The 20,122-nt window shown below is 70.9% G+C and carries 10 protein-coding genes, 1 tRNA gene and 1 pseudogene; 10 read left to right on the forward strand and 2 right to left on the reverse strand.

Annotation, left to right across the window (positions count from 1 at the left end):
• The 6 genes and pseudogenes from ACLEQD_RS13245 to ACLEQD_RS13270 all read left to right on the forward strand — a co-directional run.
• A partial coding sequence (locus tag ACLEQD_RS13245; RefSeq protein ID WP_410384080.1) for a hypothetical protein occupies positions 1-547 on the forward strand: 547 nt, incomplete at its 5' end.
• A gap of 28 nt (positions 548-575) precedes the next feature.
• Complete coding sequence (locus ACLEQD_RS13250) at positions 576-1,757, forward strand: SpvB/TcaC N-terminal domain-containing protein (RefSeq protein WP_410384082.1); 1,182 nt, start codon at positions 576-578, stop codon at positions 1,755-1,757.
• Entirely contained in the window at positions 1,706-8,008 is a 6,303-nt protein-coding gene (locus ACLEQD_RS13255; protein WP_410384084.1) for an RHS repeat domain-containing protein, read from the forward strand. The genes ACLEQD_RS13250 and ACLEQD_RS13255 overlap by 52 nt, the downstream gene beginning before the upstream one ends.
• 649 nt (positions 8,009-8,657) lie before the next feature.
• The gene (locus tag ACLEQD_RS13260) at positions 8,658-9,578 is read left to right on the forward strand and encodes a hypothetical protein (protein WP_410384085.1); all 921 of its coding nucleotides are present in this window, start codon (positions 8,658-8,660) and stop codon (positions 9,576-9,578) included.
• A pseudogene (locus ACLEQD_RS13265) lies at positions 9,575-9,955 on the forward strand (acyltransferase domain-containing protein); the annotation flags it as partial. The gene ACLEQD_RS13260 and the pseudogene ACLEQD_RS13265, both read left to right, overlap by 4 nt.
• Positions 9,956-10,103: 148 nt before the next feature.
• Entirely contained in the window at positions 10,104-10,499 is a 396-nt protein-coding gene (locus ACLEQD_RS13270; RefSeq protein WP_410384087.1) for a hypothetical protein, read from the forward strand.
• A gap of 88 nt (positions 10,500-10,587) precedes the next feature.
• Here the strand turns inward: ACLEQD_RS13270 and ACLEQD_RS13275 are convergent, their stop codons facing one another.
• Positions 10,588-11,187 carry a hypothetical protein gene (locus ACLEQD_RS13275; protein WP_410384089.1) on the reverse strand — a complete coding sequence of 200 codons (600 nt, stop codon included), beginning with the start codon at positions 11,185-11,187 and terminating at the stop codon, positions 10,588-10,590.
• A gap of 457 nt (positions 11,188-11,644) precedes the next feature.
• Between ACLEQD_RS13275 and ACLEQD_RS13280 the strand changes: the two genes are divergently transcribed.
• Positions 11,645-11,730: transfer RNA gene (locus ACLEQD_RS13280), tRNA-OTHER, on the forward strand.
• Positions 11,731-11,733: 3 nt separating this feature from the next.
• On the opposite strand, the gene ACLEQD_RS13285 is transcribed toward ACLEQD_RS13280, so the two are convergent.
• Positions 11,734-12,996 carry a winged helix-turn-helix domain-containing protein gene (locus tag ACLEQD_RS13285; RefSeq protein WP_410384091.1) on the reverse strand — a complete coding sequence of 421 codons (1,263 nt, stop codon included), beginning with the start codon at positions 12,994-12,996 and terminating at the stop codon, positions 11,734-11,736.
• Positions 12,997-13,248: 252 nt separating this feature from the next.
• On the opposite strand from ACLEQD_RS13285, the gene ACLEQD_RS13290 reads away from it, so the two are divergent.
• The 3 genes from ACLEQD_RS13290 to ACLEQD_RS13300 form a co-directional block, all read left to right on the forward strand.
• A complete protein-coding gene (locus tag ACLEQD_RS13290) occupies positions 13,249-15,045 on the forward strand; it encodes an ABC transporter ATP-binding protein/permease (protein ID WP_410384093.1) in 1,797 nt (598 codons plus the stop codon).
• A gap of 39 nt (positions 15,046-15,084) precedes the next feature.
• A complete protein-coding gene (locus ACLEQD_RS13295; RefSeq protein ID WP_410384095.1) occupies positions 15,085-16,503 on the forward strand; it encodes a cytochrome P450 in 1,419 nt (472 codons plus the stop codon).
• Positions 16,504-16,586: 83 nt separating this feature from the next.
• A partial coding sequence (locus tag ACLEQD_RS13300) for a condensation domain-containing protein (protein WP_410384097.1) occupies positions 16,587-20,122 on the forward strand: 3,536 nt, incomplete at its 3' end.

Consider the following 20,122-nt stretch of genomic DNA (forward strand, 5'->3'; position numbering starts at 1 on the left):
CTCCTCCGGGCGCGGGCGCCTGGGACGCGGCGCGCCGCTGGGTGCGCGCCCTGCTGCCCCGGCCCGAGGAGGTCCTGCGCCTCGTGTCCACGCTCGCGCCGGGGTGCCGGCTGCTGGGCGTGGGCTGGAGGGTGAGAGCCCCGCTCGGGCCCGGGCCAAGCTCTACTGGCGGCTGGAGGCTCCCGCGCCGCTGGCCTCCTTCGAGCTTCCGCTGCTGGAAGCGCCCACCCTCATCACCTTCCTCACGCGCGTGCTCGTCCGGGGGGCGGTGCCTCCCAGGGCGCTGACCTTCTCCGCCGGCTTCGAGCTGCGCAGCGGCGCGCTCGTGGATGCGAAGGCGGACGTGTGCACGCGCAGCGCGGGCCTGTCCCTGGAGCAGGCGGTGGACGTCCTGCGAACCCAGACGGACGTGCTCCCGCTGCACCCGTTTCCGCTCCGCGACCCGCTGCCCCTCCTGCACGCCCGGAGGGTCGGCATCGGCTGTCTCGGGCTCGGCATCGCTCCCGGTGGCGTGCACCGGCTGAACGTCTACCTCTTCCAGCAGTGAGCCCTTCCGCCCCGCCAAGGAGCACACCATGAGCATCGAAACCTCCAGCAACCCCGTGGGCGTCACCGAAGAGGCGACGATCCCGAGTCTGCGCACCTTCCAGAACCTCAACGCCTCCGACGCGGGCCTGACGGACAACGTCAACCTCTTCCGCGGCAACGTGTCCTTCCAGCTCCCGCTGCTGACGCTGGAGAACCGGGGCGGGCTGAAGGCGGACGTCCTGTTGAGCTACGACAGCGAGGTGCAGGTGGAGGTGTCCACCCGCAACCTGGAGAGCCCCACCGGCATCGTGGGCCTGGGCTGGTCGCTGCCCTACGAGATGATCGTCCTCGATGTCCGGGGTTCGGTGTCGCAGTACGACGACGCGTACTACCTGGCCGCGACGGACGGCTCCCGCAGCCAGCTCTTCCTCACGCACCGCACCTCCACGGAGTGGACGTTCGAGTCGGAGAACGAGGACTTCTCCCGCATCGTCTACCAGCCGCAGCAGCAGGTGTGGCGCATCACCACCACGGACGGGCTGGTGCGCATCTACGGCGCGGACGTCCAGGCCGGAGAGGATCCGAACGCGCTCCGGATGGCCATCAAGTGGGGCGGCACGCAGGGCAACTGGACCGACAGCAGCGTCCAGGGCGGCCAGAGCACCTTCCCCATCAGCTGGAACCTGGCCTCCGTGCAGAACGCGTGGGGCGACCGGATCGTCTTCTCCTATTCACGCTTCCCGGATGATCAGGTCCGCATCGGGGGACAGGGCGGCCTCACGTACAGCCGCGCCTCGTACCTGACGGGCATCCGCGACCCCTCCGGGCGCACGGTGAACTTCCACTACGCGGACAAGCTCAACACCCCCACCATCGCGGAGTACCAGAAGCCGCACCAGAACCCGACGTCCAACGTGGAGGCCTTCCAGGACCGCTACGAGACGCGCTTTTTGGACAGCGTCACCGTCATCCAGCACGTGGCCCAGACGCCCGTGGAGGTCTTCACGCTGCGCCTGCAGTACTCCGTGGAGCAGCTGGCGGCGCCGTCAACGCCGGGCCCGTCGTCGTCGCTCTACAAGCGCTACCTGCGCGGCCTCACCACCGTGAACGGCGCGGGCAAGCTGCTGCCCGGCATGCGCTTCGACTACTACACCGGCACGGAGCCGCGTCCGGGCCGGTGCACCGGGGCGCGCTCAAGAGCCTCACCTTCCCGAGCGGCGGCACCGTGACGTACGCCTACAGCGCCCAGCCCCTGCAGGGCACCGCGCTGGACCTGACGCTGCAACGGACGGATCCGGACTGGGTGCCGGGCATCCCCCGCGCGTGGTTCGGCCCGGACGCCGTCGTCGTCACCCACTACGACGCGGCGGACGGTCAGCGCCTCACCGTCAGCGTCTACGACTGGAACGGGCGGTGGCTCGCATCCCAGCCGCTGTCCCAGCAGCTGGATTACGGGCTGGACCTGTCCACGCTGGACGTGTCGTTCCAGGACGACTTCTTCCTCGTCAGCGGGATGACCGGCGGCGCGGGCACCAACGGACAGCTCGTCGCGTGGGCCGTCACGCCCGCCTTCGGCCGCTACGGGGACTGGGACGCCGTCGCGCTCGAAACGCCGGACGTCCTCACCCAGGACAACAGCTACCAGGCCGTCACCGGACGCGCGTTCGTGGCGCTCGCCGTCGCGGGCCAGTCCGACATCGTCCGGTACACCTGGAACCCGCGCGAGCGGAGCTGGGTGCGGGATGATCTGCTGCTGACCACCACCATGGATGGCCAGTGGGTGCTCGGCGCCAACGAGAACGTGCTGACCGTGTGCCAGTACCAGCAGGGCATGCCGCTGACGCTCACGCTGCACTACCTGGATCCGGTGACGCGGGACTGGAACGACAGCCTCGCGCCCCTGGACTCGATTCCCCAGTACGTCTGGAACGAGGAGCTGCCCAAGCTGTCCTTCAGCCTCTCCAGCACCTTCGTCACCGCCACGTACCTGACGGCGGCGGATGAGTCCCGCAACACGGTGGACTACACGGTGCGCGTCTACCCGTGGGACCGGGACTTCAACCCGCTGCCGCAGCCGCCGGCCATCGTGGCCACGGACGTCCCGGCCGACACGAAGGAGCCCATCTTCCAGTCCAGCGCCACCGGCAGCCTGGTGGGCAACGTGGGCAACCTGCTGCGCTTCAACGGCGACCAGTGGCAGCGCGGCACCTTTGGCGACTTCAACGAAGGCACGGACGTGGCCCGCTTCGCCTACGGCGGCGACCTGGCCGTGGGCGTGAGCAGCGACAAGAGCGCCATCGCCACCTATGACCCGTACGGCGACCAGTTCGTCACCCTCATCCCCGCGGGTGGCACCCAGGGCCCGGCGTCCCCCAGCATCAACGGGCGGCTCGTCACCGTCCGCAATCGCATCTACGAGCAGCAGCCCACGGGCGAGCTCGTGCTGCTCGACCAGCAGCTGCCCCTGGACTCCGTCTATGTGGCGAACCAGGCGCCGTACTTCCTCGCGTATGGCATGCCGGACGGGACGTCCTACGCGTGGCTGATGAAGAACGGCGTGCTCGCGCAGGACGCGACGCTGCTCACCGGCCGCGTCTACGTGCCTGACGACGCCGCCGGCCCGGGGACGGACCTGGTGGGCCCCTCCGCCTTCATGACGTACGTGGGGGCGTCCTTCGACGAACCGGACTCGTTCACCCTGCACCGCGTGCTCAACCAGCAGACCGGCGGGCAGGTGCCCACGTTCGTGGTCGCGTCGGTGGAGTCACGGGACGGGCTGGGCGTGCCGGTGCAGGCGGCGTTCGACTACAACCTGCCGGGCTCGGTGGGCAACTGCGGTCCGTACGGCCTGGCCAGCCAGTTCAGCCAGGTGAAGGCCGCGCTCGGCACGAACCAGACGACGTCGTGCCCGGAGGGCTACTCCGTCTACGAGTACCAGGACGGCCTCACGCCCCAGGGTGACACCTCGACCACGCCGTACTCGCTGCTCAACGGCCTCTTGAAGCGGGTGTCCGGCTACGACAGCGCGGGCCACGAGGTCGCGCGCACGGTGCGGGAATGGGAGGTGGTGCGCACCGTCATCGACGCGGCCACCGGCGCGTCCCGGAAGCTGCTGGGCGCCTACGTCCGCCAGAAGCAGACGGCGGACACCGTCTTCGACGTCAACCCGATGGGCGCCTCCGCGCAGCCGCCCCTCACCCGCGTGACGTCCACCCTCTACGACGAGGCGAACGGACAGGTGCGCTCGTCCGTCAGCACCAACTACAACCCGGCGACGGGCGCGGACGAGACCGTCACCGAGTCCTTCGTCTACGCCTACGAGAAGTACCCCGCGTTCGCCACGCCCGCGGTGAACCTGCTCGCGCCCCGCGCCCAGCGGACCGTCACCGTGGATGGGGCCATCGTCCTCAGCGAGGCCACCACCTGGACGCAGGTCGGCGCCTACCTGGCGCCCGCGGCCTTCCGCAACTTCCTCGCGCTGGATGCCGGCGCCACGCTGAGCCCGACGGACTGGGCCAACACCACCCTGCCCTCCGCTTCCCACTGGAAGCGGCGCTGGGAGGTGACGCAGCGCGATTTGCGCGGGGAGATCCAGGAGTACATCGCGGAGGACGGGCTCACGAACGCGAAGCTCCTGGACACCACCCAGGAGCTGGTCGTCGCCACCTTCGGCAACGCCAGCGTCGTCGCGGGCCAGGTGGCGTATCAGGACTTCGAGTCCTACGAGGACCTCACCGGCTGGACGCTCGCGGGCAGCGCGGCGACGCTGAGCGCGGCCATCGCCTCCGGCGACTCGTTCACCGGCCTGCGCTCGGTCGGCCTGGCCGGCACCCAGGCCGCGTCCCCGCTGGAGCGCACGCTCAACGTGACGGAGACCGTGGGCCAGCGCTACATCGTGTCCTGCTGGTTGAAGACCCCCACCGGCTTCGACGCGGGGCCGGGCGGCGCCAGCTGCTACGTCACCGGCGCGTCGGGCCCGCTCGCCAGCGTGGCCATTCCCGACACGGGCGGCGCGTGGACGTACTTCTACGTGCTGTTCGATTTGCCGGCGGACACCTCGCCCCAGGCGCTGACGCTCGGCTTCAGCAACACGCGGGGCCAGGAGCTGCGCATCGACAACATCCGCTTCTCGCCGCTCGCCGCCACCTTCACCGGCTCCGTCTACGACGCCGTGCGGCTGGTGGAGGACGCGCAGGTGCTGGACATCGGCGCGATGCACCGCCGCGTCCAGGGAGACTTCCAGGAGACGGACCTCGCCGTGGACGCGCTCGAGGCCGTCATCCTGATGAAGGGCGAGTACCTCTCCCGCCGGGGCAACCAGGGGAGCTTCAGCGCCCAGGCCCCCAACGGCCTCACCACCCTCAAGCCGCGCGGGCTGGGCGTCTACGAGAGCTTCAACGTCGGTGACGTCTTCGCGGGGACCTGGACCAGCGAGGTGCCGACCGCGTGGACGACGAGCGGCGGCGCGCTCCGCCACGCCGCCTCCCAGCAGCAGGACGCCATCCACTACACCGGCTTCCCGGAGCCCACGGAGGGCCAGCAGGACCGCTTCGGCGTGTCGGTCCGCGTGCGTCCGGACGGGCGGCTCACCTCGCAGGTGGGCATGCTGCTGGGGCCGGCGCTCCGGCTGCTCTGGCAGCCGTCGCAGGCCACCTGGGCCCTGCAGGAGAACGGCGGCACGGTGGCGACCGCGCCGGTGCGCTCGCTGCTGGACGTGGCCTCGTCGTTCACGGCGACGCTCGACGCGGGCACGCTGCCCCCGGAGTTCCTGAACCTGTTCCCCCTGGCCGGCCTCCCGCTGGCCCCGGGCTCCACGGTCGCCGTCGTGTCGTCCGGTCAGGCCTGGTGCGTGAGCGACGCGGCCAGCCGCGCGCGCTACTACCTGGTGGCGGGCAGTGACGCGGTGCGGGTGACCGCGTTCCCGCAGCAGTGGCTGGTGCTCGTGCAGGACGCGCAGCTCATCCTCATCACGGACGGCGGGCTGGCGCTCACGCACCTCTGCGCGCAGACGCCCTCCCGCGACTTCGCGCTCGTCGCGACGGATGGGGTGGCCTTCGATCAAGCCTGCTTCATCACCGACCCGGACGTGCAGCTGAGCTACCTGGACGGCGGCGGGCGCCTGAACCAGGAGCAGGTGGTGCTCGACAGCGGGCTGCTCGCCACCGCGATGATCCACGACACGATGGGCCGCGACGCCATCCGCACCCAGGGGGCCGTGGTGACGCCCACCGGCGCGACGTGGGGGGCGTACCAGCAGGACCTGGCCACCTTCGACTGGGACACGCTCACGATGTCGGGCCTGGTGAAGACGCAGAACCCCGCCTCGGGTGCGTTCCCCTACACCCGCTCGCGCTACGAGGCCTCGCCGCTGGGCCGCGAGGTCGAGCGCGGCGTGCCGGGTGACGCCTACGCCATCCCCACGAGCCCAAGCACCCCGGCGCACACCGCCCGCTGGGAGTACGGCCTCAACGACGGCAGCCTGGGGGTGACGGCAGGCAAGCTCGCGCGCACCACCGCCATCACCCCGGACGGCATCACCTCCGTCGCGATGGTGGACCAGCGCGGCTCCAGCATCCTCACCGCCGTGAGGAGCAGCGCGGCCTCCGCTCCCGCCGTGTGGCAGATCACCCGCAACGTCTACGACGCCGCGGGCCGGTGCACCTCGACGACGACGCCCATGGGCTGGACGGACACGTTCAGCTACGACTTCATCGGGCAGCCGCTCACGGAGACGCGCGCCAACGCGGGCACCACCCGCTCCATGTACGACGCCCGGGGACGGCTGCGCTTCCAGCAGGATGCCCGGGGGGCCGCCGCGACGACGCCCTACATCCGCTACTGGAAGTACGACGCGAAGTCCCGCGTCGTCGAGGAGGGCTGCGCGCCCTCGGCCTGGCCGGGGACCCTGGCCCAGCACCTGGAGGATCCGTCCTATCCCCAGGCCACCGCGTCCAACCTCTACACCTACGACCTGGTGAGCCCGAGCCTCACGCCCGACGACCTGTACTCCCTGGGCCAGCTCGTGAAGGTGGTGAGCCAGAACCAGGTGGACCCCGCGGTCCCAGGGACCGACAGCTTCACCTCCACGGAGGTCCTGACCTACGACATCTACATCACCGTCCGCGAGTACGCGGTGCAGGTGTCGGGCGACCCGACCGTCCACGTCACGCAGTACACCTACGACAACCTGGGTGACATCAACTTCATCGGCTACCCGGGCACCGACGGCGTGTCCCTGGACTACCAGCGCGACGTCGCGGGCCGGGTCGCCCGGCTCCTCGTCAACGGCCAGCGCATCGCGGCGTACACGTACGGGACCAATGGCGGCGTCGCCACGGAGGCCGTGTACACGGATGCGGGCCAACAGGTGGGCGTGACGCGGACGTTCGCGTATGCGCCGCCCGGCTGGCTCCAGCAGACCCAGGGCAGCCAGTTCAGCGAGACCGTCGACTACGCGCTGCCACCGGGCGGAGGCGCCAGCTGGTACGGCGGCATGCCCTCGCGCATCACCACCGCGGCCCGCGGTTCGCGCCCCGAGCGCGTGTCGAACTTCGGGATGGATCCGCGCGGCTGGCTGTCGAGCGTCGACGCCGGCGACGGCCAGGGCGCGCAGCCCTACACCTACGACGCGAACGGCAACCTCACGCGGCGGGCGGACGTCACCCAGACGTACACCCCGGCCACGGAGGATCGCGCGCAGAGCCTCACCGCGCCGCCGGAGGCCGTCACCTTCGGCTACGACGCCAACGGCAACCAGACGACCCTCGTCGACACCACCGGTGGCGATGAGGGCTCCACGTCCACCTGGGACGGCTTCCGCGACCGGGTGCTGGAGACGCGGATGGGCGATGGCACCCGGGTGGACGTGCGCTACGGCCGCGACGCCCGGCGGCTCCTGAAGACGGTGACGCAGGCCAACGGTCAGTCGGTGTCCAAGCTGTACCTCCGGGGCGCGGGCAATGACGTGCTCGTGGAGCTGTCGGGAGGCGGCAGCGTCCAGTACATCTGGGGCCCGCGCGGCCCATGCAGGTTCGCAGCGGCGGCCAGCGGGCCTTCATCGTCACGGACCGGCTCGGGTCCATCCGCGCGGTGGTGGACGAACAGGCGAACCTGCTCGCGGGCTACGACTACCTGCCCTACGGCGACACGGCGGGGGGGCCGCTGGGCTCGCAGCCGGACATCATCCCCTACCGGTTCGTGGCCCGGGAGCTGGATGAGACGGGGGACTACGACTTCCGGGCGCGCATGTATTCGCCGCGCCAGGGACGGCTGCGCTCCACGGATCCGCGCCATCAGTTCAGCAGCCCGTACGCCTACGCGGGCAACAACCCGCTGGTGTACATCGATCCGGACGGCGAGTTCTTCGTGGAGCTCATCGCCGCGCTCATCGCCGCCGCCAGCGCGGTGGCCGCCGCCGTCGCCGAGGTGGCCCCCGCCATCGCGATTGGCGCGGGGCTCGGAGCGGTGGCGGGCGTCGTGAATGGCGCGGTGTCCGTGGCCAGCTCCGGCGCCACGGGCAGCGAGGCGGCGGGCATCTTCTTCGGCACCCTGGCGATCAGCACCGTGGGCGGCGCGCTGAGTGGCGGGCTGACGGGCGGCGTGGCGATCGCGGCGCAATCGCTCATCACCAACGCGACCCTGGCCACCGCCACGACGATCGCGGTGGGCGCGGTGGTGGAGGGCGGCGTGTCCTCGGCCCAGGGCTCGGCGCAGGCGGCGCTGATGGGAGACGATCCCGCGACGGCGGCCTGGCAGAGCTTCGTCACGGGCACCATCGGTTCGGCGGTGGGCGGCAGCGTCGGCGGCGTCCTCCAGAAGCCGCTGAGCACCACCTCCCTGAAGGGCACGGTCCAGGCCTCGATCCGGGGCGTGAGTGCCGGCGTGGCGGGAGGCGTGGCCAGTGCCTCGGTCGACGCCGCGCTCTCGAAGGCGGATGCCACCTCCACGCTCACCGGCTTCATCCAGGGCGTCGCCTTCGGCGCCCTGAACGGACTGGTCCCGGAGGTCACCAACTACAAGCTTGAGAAGCAGGTCCAGCGTCAGCAGGCGCGCGCCAACGAGAACGCCGTCCGGCGCAACCAGGCCCTCAACGCCCAGGCCACCATCCTCAACGACGACACGGGGCTGTGATGCGCACCGGTCCGGCCATCGAGCGCGCGGTGGGCTTCCTGGCGCGGCGGCAGCTTGCGCACGGGGAGTTCGCCAGCACCCTGCACTTCGACTCCCGCCTCCGGGATGAAGGCACGTTCGACTCGTCCCCGTTCGTGACGACCTTCGTGCTGCACGCGCTGGACTACGTGAGCGGGCCCACGGTGGAGGCCCTGAGGCAGAAGGCACGCGCCTTCCTGCGGGAGGAGCAGGAGGCGCCCGGCGTCTGGCGGTACTGGTCTTCGCGGAATGGGAAGCCCATCGACCCCGACGTGGATGACACGTGCTGTGCTTCGTTCGCGCTCCGGGACGACGCGGGGATGGAGCGCAACGTGCCCGCCCTGCTCGCGAACCGGCACGCGTCAGGGCTGTTCCTGACGTGGCTGCGTCCGCCCACGCGCGACAACGACCTGGACGCGGTGGTGAACGCGAACGTGCTGCTGTACCTGGGCGAGCGCCCGGAGACGCTGGCGGCCCGGGACCTGGTCATCGAGGAGATCCTCCAGGGCCGCGATGACCGGGCGAGCGCGTACTACGTCCAGCCCCTGTCCCTGCACCACGCGGTGGCGCGGGCGTTCGAGCACGGCGTGCGCGGCTTCGGCGTCTGCCGGGACGCGGCGGTGGCGCGCTCGAAGCAGGCGCTCGCGGCGGAAGGGGGCTCGCTGTCGCTCGCGATGGCGCTCTGCACGCTGCTCGCGCACGGGGTGGAGCTGGGCCCGGAGGAGCACCGCGCGGTGGACACCCTGCTGGCGCGGCAGACGCCGGAGGGCGGCTGGGAGCGGGAGGCGTTCTACGCGGGCCCGGAGCCGCCCACGCCGCACGCGGTGTTCTGGGGTTCGGAGGAGCTGACGACGGCGCTGTGCCTGGAGGCGCTCGCGCGAGTGGAAGGACGGTCCGCATGAGCGGCGCGGTGAAACAGGTGCTGGCCTTCCCGGGAGGCACGGTGCTCGACGGAGCGTGGGTCCTGGGGCTCGCGCGACGGGAGCCGGTGTTCCGGGAGATGCTCCACGCGGGGGATGCGCTCGTCCGGCAGGAGGCCGGCTGGTCCCCCCTGCTGGAGCTGCGCGCGGAGGGAGGTCCCCGGCTCGCGGTGTCGGTGACGTTTCCGCTGGTGGTGGGGGTCCAGATCGCGGCGCTGGCGGCGCTGCGCGCCCACGGCGTGGATGGGGATGCGGTCTTCGGCGTATGCGCGGGCGAGGTCTCCGCGGCCCACGCGGCGGGGGCCTTCGGCTGGGAGGACGCGCTGCGGATCGCGCTCCACGGAGGACGGAGCCTGGAGTCCGAGGCCCAGCGTCACCGCATGTTGATCACCTGGCTGCCGGAGCCGGAGTGCGCCGCGTTGCTGGCGACGCTGCCAGCGGGCGCGGTGGGCATTGGCGCGAGGATGGAGCCGGGCGTCACGGTGCTGTCGGGAGACGGCGGACGCGGTGGCGGGGCTCGAGCGGAGGCTCACGGCGGCGGGCATCCGCACCCGGGCCCTGCCCTTTCCCTGGGGCGTCCACGTGCGCTCGCTGCGGGAGGGACGCGCGGCGCTCGAAGCCGCGCTGAAGGGACGTGCGTCGCTGCCCCTCACCCGGCCCATGCTGTCCGGCGCACGGGCGCGGTGGTTCGAGCCAGGAGCGTCCGTGGCGGCTTCGCATTGGTGGGACATGCTCCGCGGGCAGGTGCGCTTCCTGGACTCGGTGCCAGCCCTGGACGCGGTGGGGGCACCGCTCCTCATCGAGGTCGGGCCCGTCGCGGAGATGTCCCAGCTGGCGCCACGGCTGGGCGCGCGCGCCATCTCGCTGGAGACGGCGCTCACCACGGCGGGGGCCCTGTCATGAGCTCCGCTCCAGCCAAGAGCGCCGTGTCCCCGGAGCCTTCGGAGGTCTCGGAGCCGCCCCGGGTGCTCCACGATGAAGCCCACGGAGTCTACGTCGTGAGCGGTGCCCGGGAGGTGGAGGCCGTGCTGCGCGACGACTCGCGCTTCAGCGCGGGCACGCTGGGCGTGGACAGCTTCGAGCTTCGCGCGCCCGGAGACGCCGCGCCGCTGGCGGCCCGGGACACGCTGCTCGCGTCGGATGCCCCGGTCCACCCGCACCTGCGCCGCCAGCTTGGCGCGGCGTTCTCCGCGAGGAATGTCGCGCGGCTGGAGGCCACCGCGCGGGCCGCGTTCGACGCGGTGATGGCGGTGAGCGCACCCCGTGGGACGTGTGATGTCATCGATGACGTCTGCGTTCCGGTGGGCGTGGCGGTGATGACCGCGTTGCTCGGCCTGGACGAGGCCCGCCGGGCGGACGTCGCGCGGTGGATGCGGGTGTGCGCGCTGTGCAACGCGCAGTCGCGTCCCCCCTGGCTGCGGGCCTCCTTCGACGACATGACGCGCGAGCTGTCGGAGGCCCTCTCATCGCTCCCGGTGACGCCGGAGCCGGGGCTCCTGGCCTCGCTCGTCGCCGCGAGGGATCGGGGCGAGCTCCAGGCCGCGCAGGTGCTGGACCTGGCGGTGACCGTGATGAAGGGCGCGGCGGACACCACGTGCCTGCTGGTGGGCAGCGCGCTGCTGGCGGCGCAACGGGCCGCGGGGGAAGGACCTCCCGCGCCCCGAAGCGCGGAGGCCCTGACCCAGCTACTGGAAGCGGCGCTGCGGCAGGACGCCCCCGTGCAGCTCACGGTGCGGGAGGCCGTGGAGGAGGTGTGCCTCGCGGGGGTGGAGATTCCCAAGGGCACCCGGTTGCTGCTGCGGTTGGGCGCGACGGGCCACGACGCCTGCCCGGTGTCCGCGAACGAGGGCGCCTCGCGCGCGCCACGGCATGGGTTGGCGTTCGGTGCGGGGAGCCATCGGTGTCCGGGGGCGGGGCTCGCGATGATGCAGGCCCGGGTGATCCTCGAAGGACTGTGGCGAACGCCGGGCGTGTTCCACGTCGACCTCCAGGCGATGGAGCCCCATGGGCTCGCGGCCCTCCGGGGCCCCGGCATCTGCCCCTGCGATGGTGAGGCTCCGGGTCCTGGGCACCCAGGTGCTGAGGGGCTGCGAGCGCAGTCCCTGGCGAGTTCGATTCCCGTGCCCTACCGCCACCCTCACGCCCCCGCGACGAGCGCGCGTCGCCACGCCTTCGGCACCGGGCCCGGGTAGTGGAGCTCCCGCGCGCCCACGAAGGTCGCCAGCGACTTGAGCGCGCTGGCCACCGCCCGGGCCGGCTCCGCTGAGCGGGCGGCGTGCTCCTCCACATGGATGGCGTTGATGTTCAGCCGTCCGTGCTCCCGGTCCAGTTCCGGGTCGACCCGGCCGATCATCCGGTCGCCGTGCAGCAGCGGCATGACGAAGTAGCCGTACTGCCGCTTCTCCCGAGGCACGTAGATCTCCAGCCGGAACCGGAAGTCCCAGAGCGCCTCCGTGCGGGCCCGGTCGCAGATGAGGTTGTCGAAGGGCGAGAGCAGGACGGTGCGTCCTTCCCAGGAGCCCTCCTCCGCCTCGAGCTTGTCGAGCAGGGGGAGCTCCTCCGCGTGCACGTACCAGGTTCCGGGCATGTCGCGGCTCCCGTCCCGGAGCCGCACGCGGAGGATGCGCCCCTCCGCCTCCAGGTCGTTCAGCGCATCGGGCAGCCCGGGATACGTGTCCCGGACGAAGTAGCGCCGGATGTGCGCCGCCTGCGCGACCCCCAGTGCACGCAGCGACCGCTGCGCCGCGAGCCGGACCGCGTCACGCACGGACAGCACGTCCCGCGGGGTCCAGCCTGGAAGGCAGTGCTCCGGGAGCCCCCAGAGGCGCTGCCCCGCCACCCTTCCGGCGACCAGGACGTGCCCGTGGCCCAACAGGAGCTCCAGCATCTGGTTCACGTTGCGCCCCGTGTTCCAGCCGCCAGAGCGCCAGCCCGCGCGCGACCGGTCCTCGAAGGCGTCCGAGGGCAGCGGCCCCTTCCGCCGCAGCTCTGCGACGATGTAGCGGCGGAAACCCGCGTTGTCCTTCAACCAGCGTGCGGCCTGCTGTTCGCGCAGGGAGCTGCCCGCCGTGAAGTGGCGCATCCGCGCGCGGTGGATGGGGAAGTCCTCGGTCAGCACCAGCGAGGCGCAGTGCGCGAAGTACTCGAAGAGCTGGCGCTCCTTCCAGATGAAGGACTCCAGGTCCGCCAGGGGATACGCGCCCAGGCGACTCCACAGCACCAGCAGGTGGCTGCGCGCCACGACCTGGGTGGGATCGAGCTGGAGGCAGCACAGGTCGCGCACCACGTCCAGGAAACGGGCCGGGCCCGCCGCGCGGTTTCCCGCGAGGTGCTGGCGGGACAGCGCGAGCCGGCGTGCCGTCGTGAGGGAGAGGGTCCTGAGGGATTGAGCGGAGCGCATGAACACCCGCGGAACCTACCACGCGCACCGTCCTAGCGCAGGCAACACGATGCGTCTCACCATTCAAGCCACGCGAGACAATTCCGACAATAGACATCACATACATAGCTCTACGTAGAATTACGTTCTTTCCGAAAGATCGATATTTACTCGACTTGTTCAATTCGCTCTGTCTTATTGCGCACCCGCCAGACGCCTTTGGGGTGACGCTCGGCCATGTCTCTGGAACCTGTCTCAATCACAGTCGAGAACTTGACCCGCACCTTCCAGGGCGAGGGGCGCGACAAACGCCAGATTGTCGCCAACGACGCATTGTCGTTTGCGGTCCGCCGGGGCGAGGTCTTCGGGCTGCTCGGGCCGAATGGCGCCGGGAAGACCACGCTCGTGAGCCAGTTGCTGGGATTGCTCCAGCCCAGCTCCGGACGCATCCTGGTGGAGGGAATTGATGTCACCCGGCGTCCCCAGCTCGTCAAGGAACTGGTGGGATTCCTGCCACAGACACGCCTGGGGTTGCGTTTCGTGGAGGTCGAGCAGGCCCTTGTCTATGTAGGGCGCCTGCGTGGACAGACGGAAGCGGATGCCCTGAAGCAGGCGCGGGAGCTGATAGAGGAACTGGGCCTGACGGAGTGCGCCAGGCAGTATGTGTATCAACTGAGTGGTGGCCAGACGCGCATCGTCAACTTCGCCATGGCGTTGATGGGCTGGCCTCCCGTGCTGCTGCTGGACGAGCCCACCAATGAGCTGGATCCGCACAAGCGCCGGCTGGTGTGGGACGTCATCGCGCGGCTGAACCGCGAGCACGGGACGACCTGCATCCTCGTGACCCACAACGTGCTGGAGGCGGAGAAGGTCATCCGGCGCGTCGCGGTGATGCAGTCCGGACGCATCATCGCCCTGGGCACCCCCGGCGAGCTCAAGGCCCGCCTGGGCGGGCGGGTCCGGCTGGAGCTGCAGCTGCGGGATGGCGAGGGCCTGGCCCCGGAGAACCACCTCAAGCTGTCGGCCATGGGCGACCTGGAGCAACCCCACCCCGGGCGGTATCGCCTCTACCTGCCGAGCCTCCAGGTCGCGCTCGCCACCGACCTCGTGGTCAACCAGCTCGGGCTGGCCCAGCTCGATGACTTCCGGCTCGCGCCGCCGTCGCTCGAGGACGTCTACCTGGAGCTGAAGGACCCGGGCGTCCCGACGCCCACGCCCTCCCCTGTCGTCGTGGAGGCGGCGCCCGCGGAAGCGGCCGTGCAGCTGCTGCCCGCGGCGCCCACCAGCCTCCGGCCTCGTCCCGGGGAGCCCCGGCTGACCGGCTGGCGGAAGTTCCTCGTGGACATCCAGCACCTGTGGCTGGAGCAGATGGGAGAGGTGCGCAGGTCCTGGCCCCTGTTCGTCGTCTTCTCCCTGTTCATGCCGCTGGCCATGATCTTCGGGCTCGCCCGGGTCGGCCGCGGACTGAACGACCGCGAGAGCCTGCTCTACATCATCAGCGGCGCGTCCGTGTTCGCGGTGGTCGTCGAGGGCGTCGTCACCATGGCCCAGCGCGTGGGCATCATGAAGCGCGACGGCCTGCTGCTCTATTACGCCTCACTGCCCATCAGCAAGACGGCCTTCGTCATCTCCCTGATGCTGTCCCGGCTCTCCGTCACGCTGCCGGGCATGCTCATCCCGCTGTTCGCCGGGCCCGTCCTGTACGACGTGGACCTGCACTTCAGCCCGTGGGTGCTGGTGCTGATGCCGCTGACCATCCTGTCGCTCGCGTCGCTGGGCGTCACGCTGGGCACGGCGCTCAAGAGCGTGGACCTCATCGTCATGGTGACGAACGCGCTGGTCTTCGTCCTGCTCATGGCGGCCCCCGTCTTCATCCCGGAGGCCGCCCTCCCCGTCCCGCTGAGGATGCTCGGCTACGCCATTCCCCCCACCTACGCGGCGGACGCCCTCCGGCACGCGCTGGGCGGGACGATTGGCCCCAGGTTCTACCTGGATCTCGCCGTCCTCTTCGTGATGGCCGCGGGTGGCCTCTGGGCCATGTCCCGCTGGCTCCGCTGGTACGTGAAGTAGCGCCCGGCACTCCCAGGAACCCACCACCAGGAACCCTCCATGACGACTGCCCGTCCATCCTCCCCGTCCATTCCCGGACCGAGCGCGCTGCCGCTGCTGGGACTCCAGGGAAGCCTCATCAAGTTCTCGCTCGATCCCGTCGCGCACATGCGCGAGGCGCACGCGACCTACGGGAACGTCGTCGCGTTCGCGAAGCAGGACCCGAAGTGGGTCTATGCCTTCGGCGCGGAGAACAACCAGCGCGTCCTCACGGACAACACGACGTTCCACATCCCTTCCATGTCGCTGACGCTGCCCATCCCGCCAGGCTCCAGCCTGGACCGGCTGAACTCCGGGCTCATCACCATGAACGGGGAGCGGCACAAGAAGCAGCGGCGGCTCATCATGCCGGTGTTCCACAAGAAGCACCTGGACGTGTACTGCGAGGACATGGTCCGCGTGACGGAGGAGTACATCTCCGGGTGGAAGGTCGGACAGCAGCTGAACATCGCCAAGGCGATGCAGCACCTGGCGCTCATCATCGTGGGCAAGACGCTCTTCGGCACCGACTCCCGCACGGAGGCCTCGCTGCTGGGCGGCGTCATCCGCAAGTGGATCGACACCCAGACGAGCCTGGGTGTGTTCGCCTTCCCGCGCGACCTGCCGGGGACGCCCTACCGCCGGCTGCTGCGCCTGTCCGAGACGCTGGAGGCGCACCTGCTCAAGAAGATCGAGCAGAAGCGCGCCAACCCGGAGCCGCAGCACGACCTGCTGTGGCTGCTGATGCAGGCGCGCGACGAGGAGGGGACGGAGATGACCGATCACGAGCTGATCGGCCAGGCCAACAACCTCTTCAACGGCGGCCATGAGACGAGCGGCAACGCCCTGGGCTGGACGCTGTTCCTGCTGTCCCAGCACCCGGAGATCCTCGCCAACGTGCTGGAGGAGCTGAAGTCCGTGCTGCGCGGCGGCGCTCCGGGCGTCGAACACCTGGGCCAGCTGCCGCTGCTCGAGGGGTGCATCAAGGAGAGCCTGCGCCTGCTGCCGCCGGGCACCTACAGCATGCGCGTGGTGAACGAGCCGGTGGAGCTGGGCGCGTACACGATTCCCAAGGGCACGCTCGTCATCCTCAGCATCTACATGACGCACATGATGCCGGAGCTGTACCCCGAGCCGCGCAAGTTCCGGCCCGAACGCTGGCACAAGGCGCCGGCGAACCCCTACGGCTTCATGACGTTCAGCGCGGGCGCGCGCCGCTGCATCGGCGCCGAGTTCGCGATGATGGAGATGAAGATCGTCCTCGCCATCCTGCTCCAGCGCTTCAGCATGCAGCTGGACGCCGGCGCGAGGATCGACCGCCGCGTCCGGCTGACGCTGTTCCCGAAGCGCGGCATCCCGATGACGCTGGGCGAGCCCGGACGCCTCCCGGTGCGCGCGGGCGTGCGCGGCAACATCCACGAGATGGTCGACCTCTCCTGAACGAAGCGCGGTGTGGGGGAAACGGCAGGCGCGGCAACGCCGCGTCCGCACCTCCATGCCTTCACGCCAAGGCCCCTTCCGCCATGAATGCATCGCGCTCCCCTACCGCCCCCGGGTTCTCCACGCTCGTCGAGATGCTGCGCACGCGGGCGCTCCATCAGCCCGACGCCCGTGCGTTCACCTTCCTGCTGGACGGTGAGTCGGAAGAGGCCCCGCTGACGTACGCGGAGCTGGACCGTCAGGCCCGGGCCATTGGCGCGCTCCTGCTCCAGGGGGGCGGGGCGGGGCGCCGGGCGCTGCTGCTGTACGCACCGGGGCCAGACTACATCGCCGCGTTCTTCGGGTGTCTGTATGCCGGCGTCACCGCCGTGCCGGCCTACCCGCCGATGCGGCCCCGCCAGGCCCCTCGGCTCCAGGCCATCGCGGCCGATGCCCAGGCGGAGCTGGCGCTCACGACGTCGCCCATCCTGGAGATGCTCCAGGGCTTCTTCACGGACATGCCGGACCTGGCGGCGCTGAAGTGGCTGGCCACGGATGGCGAGGACGTCGCCGCGCACGCGGAGGCCTGGCGGGCCCCGGAGATGACCTCCGGCACGCTCGCGTTCCTCCAGTACACCTCCGGATCCACGTCCACGCCCAAGGGCGTGGTGCTCACGCATGGCAACCTGCTGCACAACCTGACGCTCATCCAGCGCTGCTTCGGGCACACGCCCGAGAGCCGGGGCGTCATCTGGCTGCCGCCGTACCACGACATGGGGCTCATCGGCGGAATCCTCCAGCCGATCTTCGTTGGATTCCCCGTCACGCTGATGTCGCCGCTGGCCTTCCTCCAGCGCCCCATGCGCTGGCTGGAGGCCGTCTCGCGGGAGCGCGCGACGACCAGCGGCGGACCGAACTTCGCCTACGACCTGTGCGCGCGCCGGGCGACGGCCGAGGACGTGGAGAAGCTGGACCTCAGCGCGTGGAAGGTCGCCTTCACCGGCGCGGAGCCCGTGAGGACGGAGACGCTCGACCGCTTCACGGAGGTGTTCGGGCCCCGTGGCTTCCGCCGCAATGCCTTCTACCCCTGCTACGGCCTGGCCGAGGCGACGCTGATCGTCTCCGGCGGTGAGCACACCGCGTTCCCGGTGATGCGGAGCGCGCGAGCGGAGGCGCTGGAGCAGAACCGGTTCATCGAGGCGGCTCCCGGCACCGACGGCGCACGCTGCTTCATCGGGTGCGGCCAGAGCCTTCCTGGTCAGCGGATCCTCATCGTGGAGCCGGGGACGGGGGTGGAGCTGTCGCCTGGGCACGTCGGAGAGATCTGGGTATCTGGCCCCAGCGTCGCGCAGGGCTACTGGCGCCGCCCGGAGCAGACGGCGCAGACCTTCCACGCGCACCTCACGGGAGGCACGGAGGGGCCCTTCCTGCGGACTGGGGACCTGGGCTTCCTGGAGGGCGGCGAGCTCTTCGTCACGGGCCGCCTCAAGGACCTGATCATCCTCCGAGGCCGCAACCACTACCCGCAGGACCTGGAGCTGACCGCCGAGCAGAGCCACCCCGCGCTGCGCTCCGGCTGTGGCGCGGCGTTCTCGATGGAAGCGGACGGCGAGGAGCAGCTCGTCATCGTGTACGAGCTGGACCGCCAGCACCTGCGGACCGACCCGGAGCCCGTGGCCGCCGCCATCCGGAAGGCCCTCTCCGAGCAGCATGGCGTCTACGTCTCCGAGGTCGTCCTCATCCGGACCGGCGGCATCCCGAAGACGTCGAGCGGGAAGATTCAACGCAATGCCTGCCGGGAGGAGCTCCGCGCGGGAGCCCTGGACGTCATCGGCCGCAGCGGGCCGGCCCGCGTCGAGCAGGGAGCCGTGGCCTCCGTGCTGGACCGGGAGCGGCTGCTGGCGGCCGCTCCGGAAGAGCGACCGGGGCTCCTGGAGCAGGACCTGCGGGAGCGGGTGGCCCGGCTCCTCCAGGTGGCGCCCACACAGGTCCCCTCGGGGCAACCGGTCAGCGGCCTGGGGCTCGACTCGCTCATGGCCGTGGAGCTCCAGCACGGTGTCGAGTCGTGCTTCCACGTGCCGCTGCCCATGGCGGACGTGCTGGAAGGGGCCACGCTCGGCGACCTGGCGGCGCTGGTGCTGCGCGCGCTGGAGACGCAGTCGGATGTCCCCGGCGTTGAAGGGGTCGCGCCCACGGCGGAGGCCGGCTCGGACAGGGTTCCGCTTTCGCCGGGCCAGCAGGCTCTCTGGTTCCTTCAGCAGCTCGATCCCGGGAGCGTCGCGTACAACATCGCGAGCGCCGTCCGGATCCGCGGCCCCCTGGACGTGGCGGCGCTGCGCGCCTCGCTCCGGGCATTGGTGGAGCGGCATGAGCAGCTTCGCTCCACCTTCCTGGATCAGCCGGGCGGCGCGATGCAGGTTCTCGCGCCCTTCCACGACGGATGCTTCCTGCTGGAGGAGGCCTCCGCCCCGAGCGAGGCGTGGCTGAGGGAGCGGCTGACAGCGGAGGCGCACCGCCCGTTCGACCTGGGGCGAGGTCCGCTCCTGCGCGTCAACCTCTTCGAGCGCTCGGAGCAGGAGCACGTGCTGCTGCTGGTCGTCCACCACGTCGTGGCCGACCTGTGGTCGCTGACGGTGATGATCCGCGAGCTGGATCAGCTCTATCCCGCCGCGCTCGCGGGCCGCCCGGCGAACCTGCCCGCGCTGTCCATGCGCTACACGGACACGGTGCGGCGTCAGCTCGCGCGGCTGGAGCGCGGCGAGGGGGAGCGGCTCTGGGCGTACTGGCGTGAGCGGCTCGCGGGCACGCTGCCCGTCCTCGACCTCCCGACGGATCATCCGCGGCCGCCCGTGCAGACCTACCGTGGCGGCTCCGTTCCCTTCCGGGTGGGCGCCGAGCTCAGCGGGAAGCTCAAGGCGCTCGCGCGCGGCGCGGAGACGACCCTCTTCACTGCGCTGCTCGCGGCGTTCCAGGTGCTGCTGCACCGGCACAGCGGGCAGGAGGACATCCTGGTCGGCGCCCCGACGCTGGGGCGGACCGAGGCGGGCACGGCCCACGTCGTGGGCTACTTCGTGAACCCCGTCGTCCTCCGGGCAGACCTGGCTGGACGGCCCGCTTTCGAGTCGTTCCTACGGCGGATGCGGCAGGTCGTCCTGGAGGCGCTGAAGCACCAGGACTTCCCCTTCGCCCTGCTCGTCGACCGCCTTCACCCGAAGCGGGATGCGAGCCGGTCACCGCTCTTCCAGGCCATGTTCACCCTGCAGCAGGCCCAGTTGCCGGCGGCGCTGCGAGGCCTGCCTGAGTTCGCGCTGGGCTCCTCGGGGGCCACGATGACGGTCGGCGGACTCCCGTTCGAGGCCATCGCGCTCGAACAGCAGGTATCGCAGTTCGACCTCACCCTGATGATGGCCGAGCACGACGCGGAGCTCGTCGGCGCGTTCCAGTACAACTCGGACCTGTTCGAGGCGGCGGCAGTCGAGCGGATGAGCAGCCGGTTCATGACGCTGCTCGAAAGCATCGTCGCGGATCCCGGCCAGCCGGTCTCCACCGTGCCGGTACTGCCGGAGGCCGAGCGTCAACGGCTGCTGGTGGAGCTCAACGCCACCGCCACGCCCTACCCGCTGGAGCGCTCCCTCCCCGC

It is taken from the genome of Corallococcus sp. 4LFB (genome assembly GCF_046520365.1).
Taxonomy (GTDB): domain Bacteria; phylum Myxococcota; class Myxococcia; order Myxococcales; family Myxococcaceae; genus Corallococcus; species Corallococcus caeni.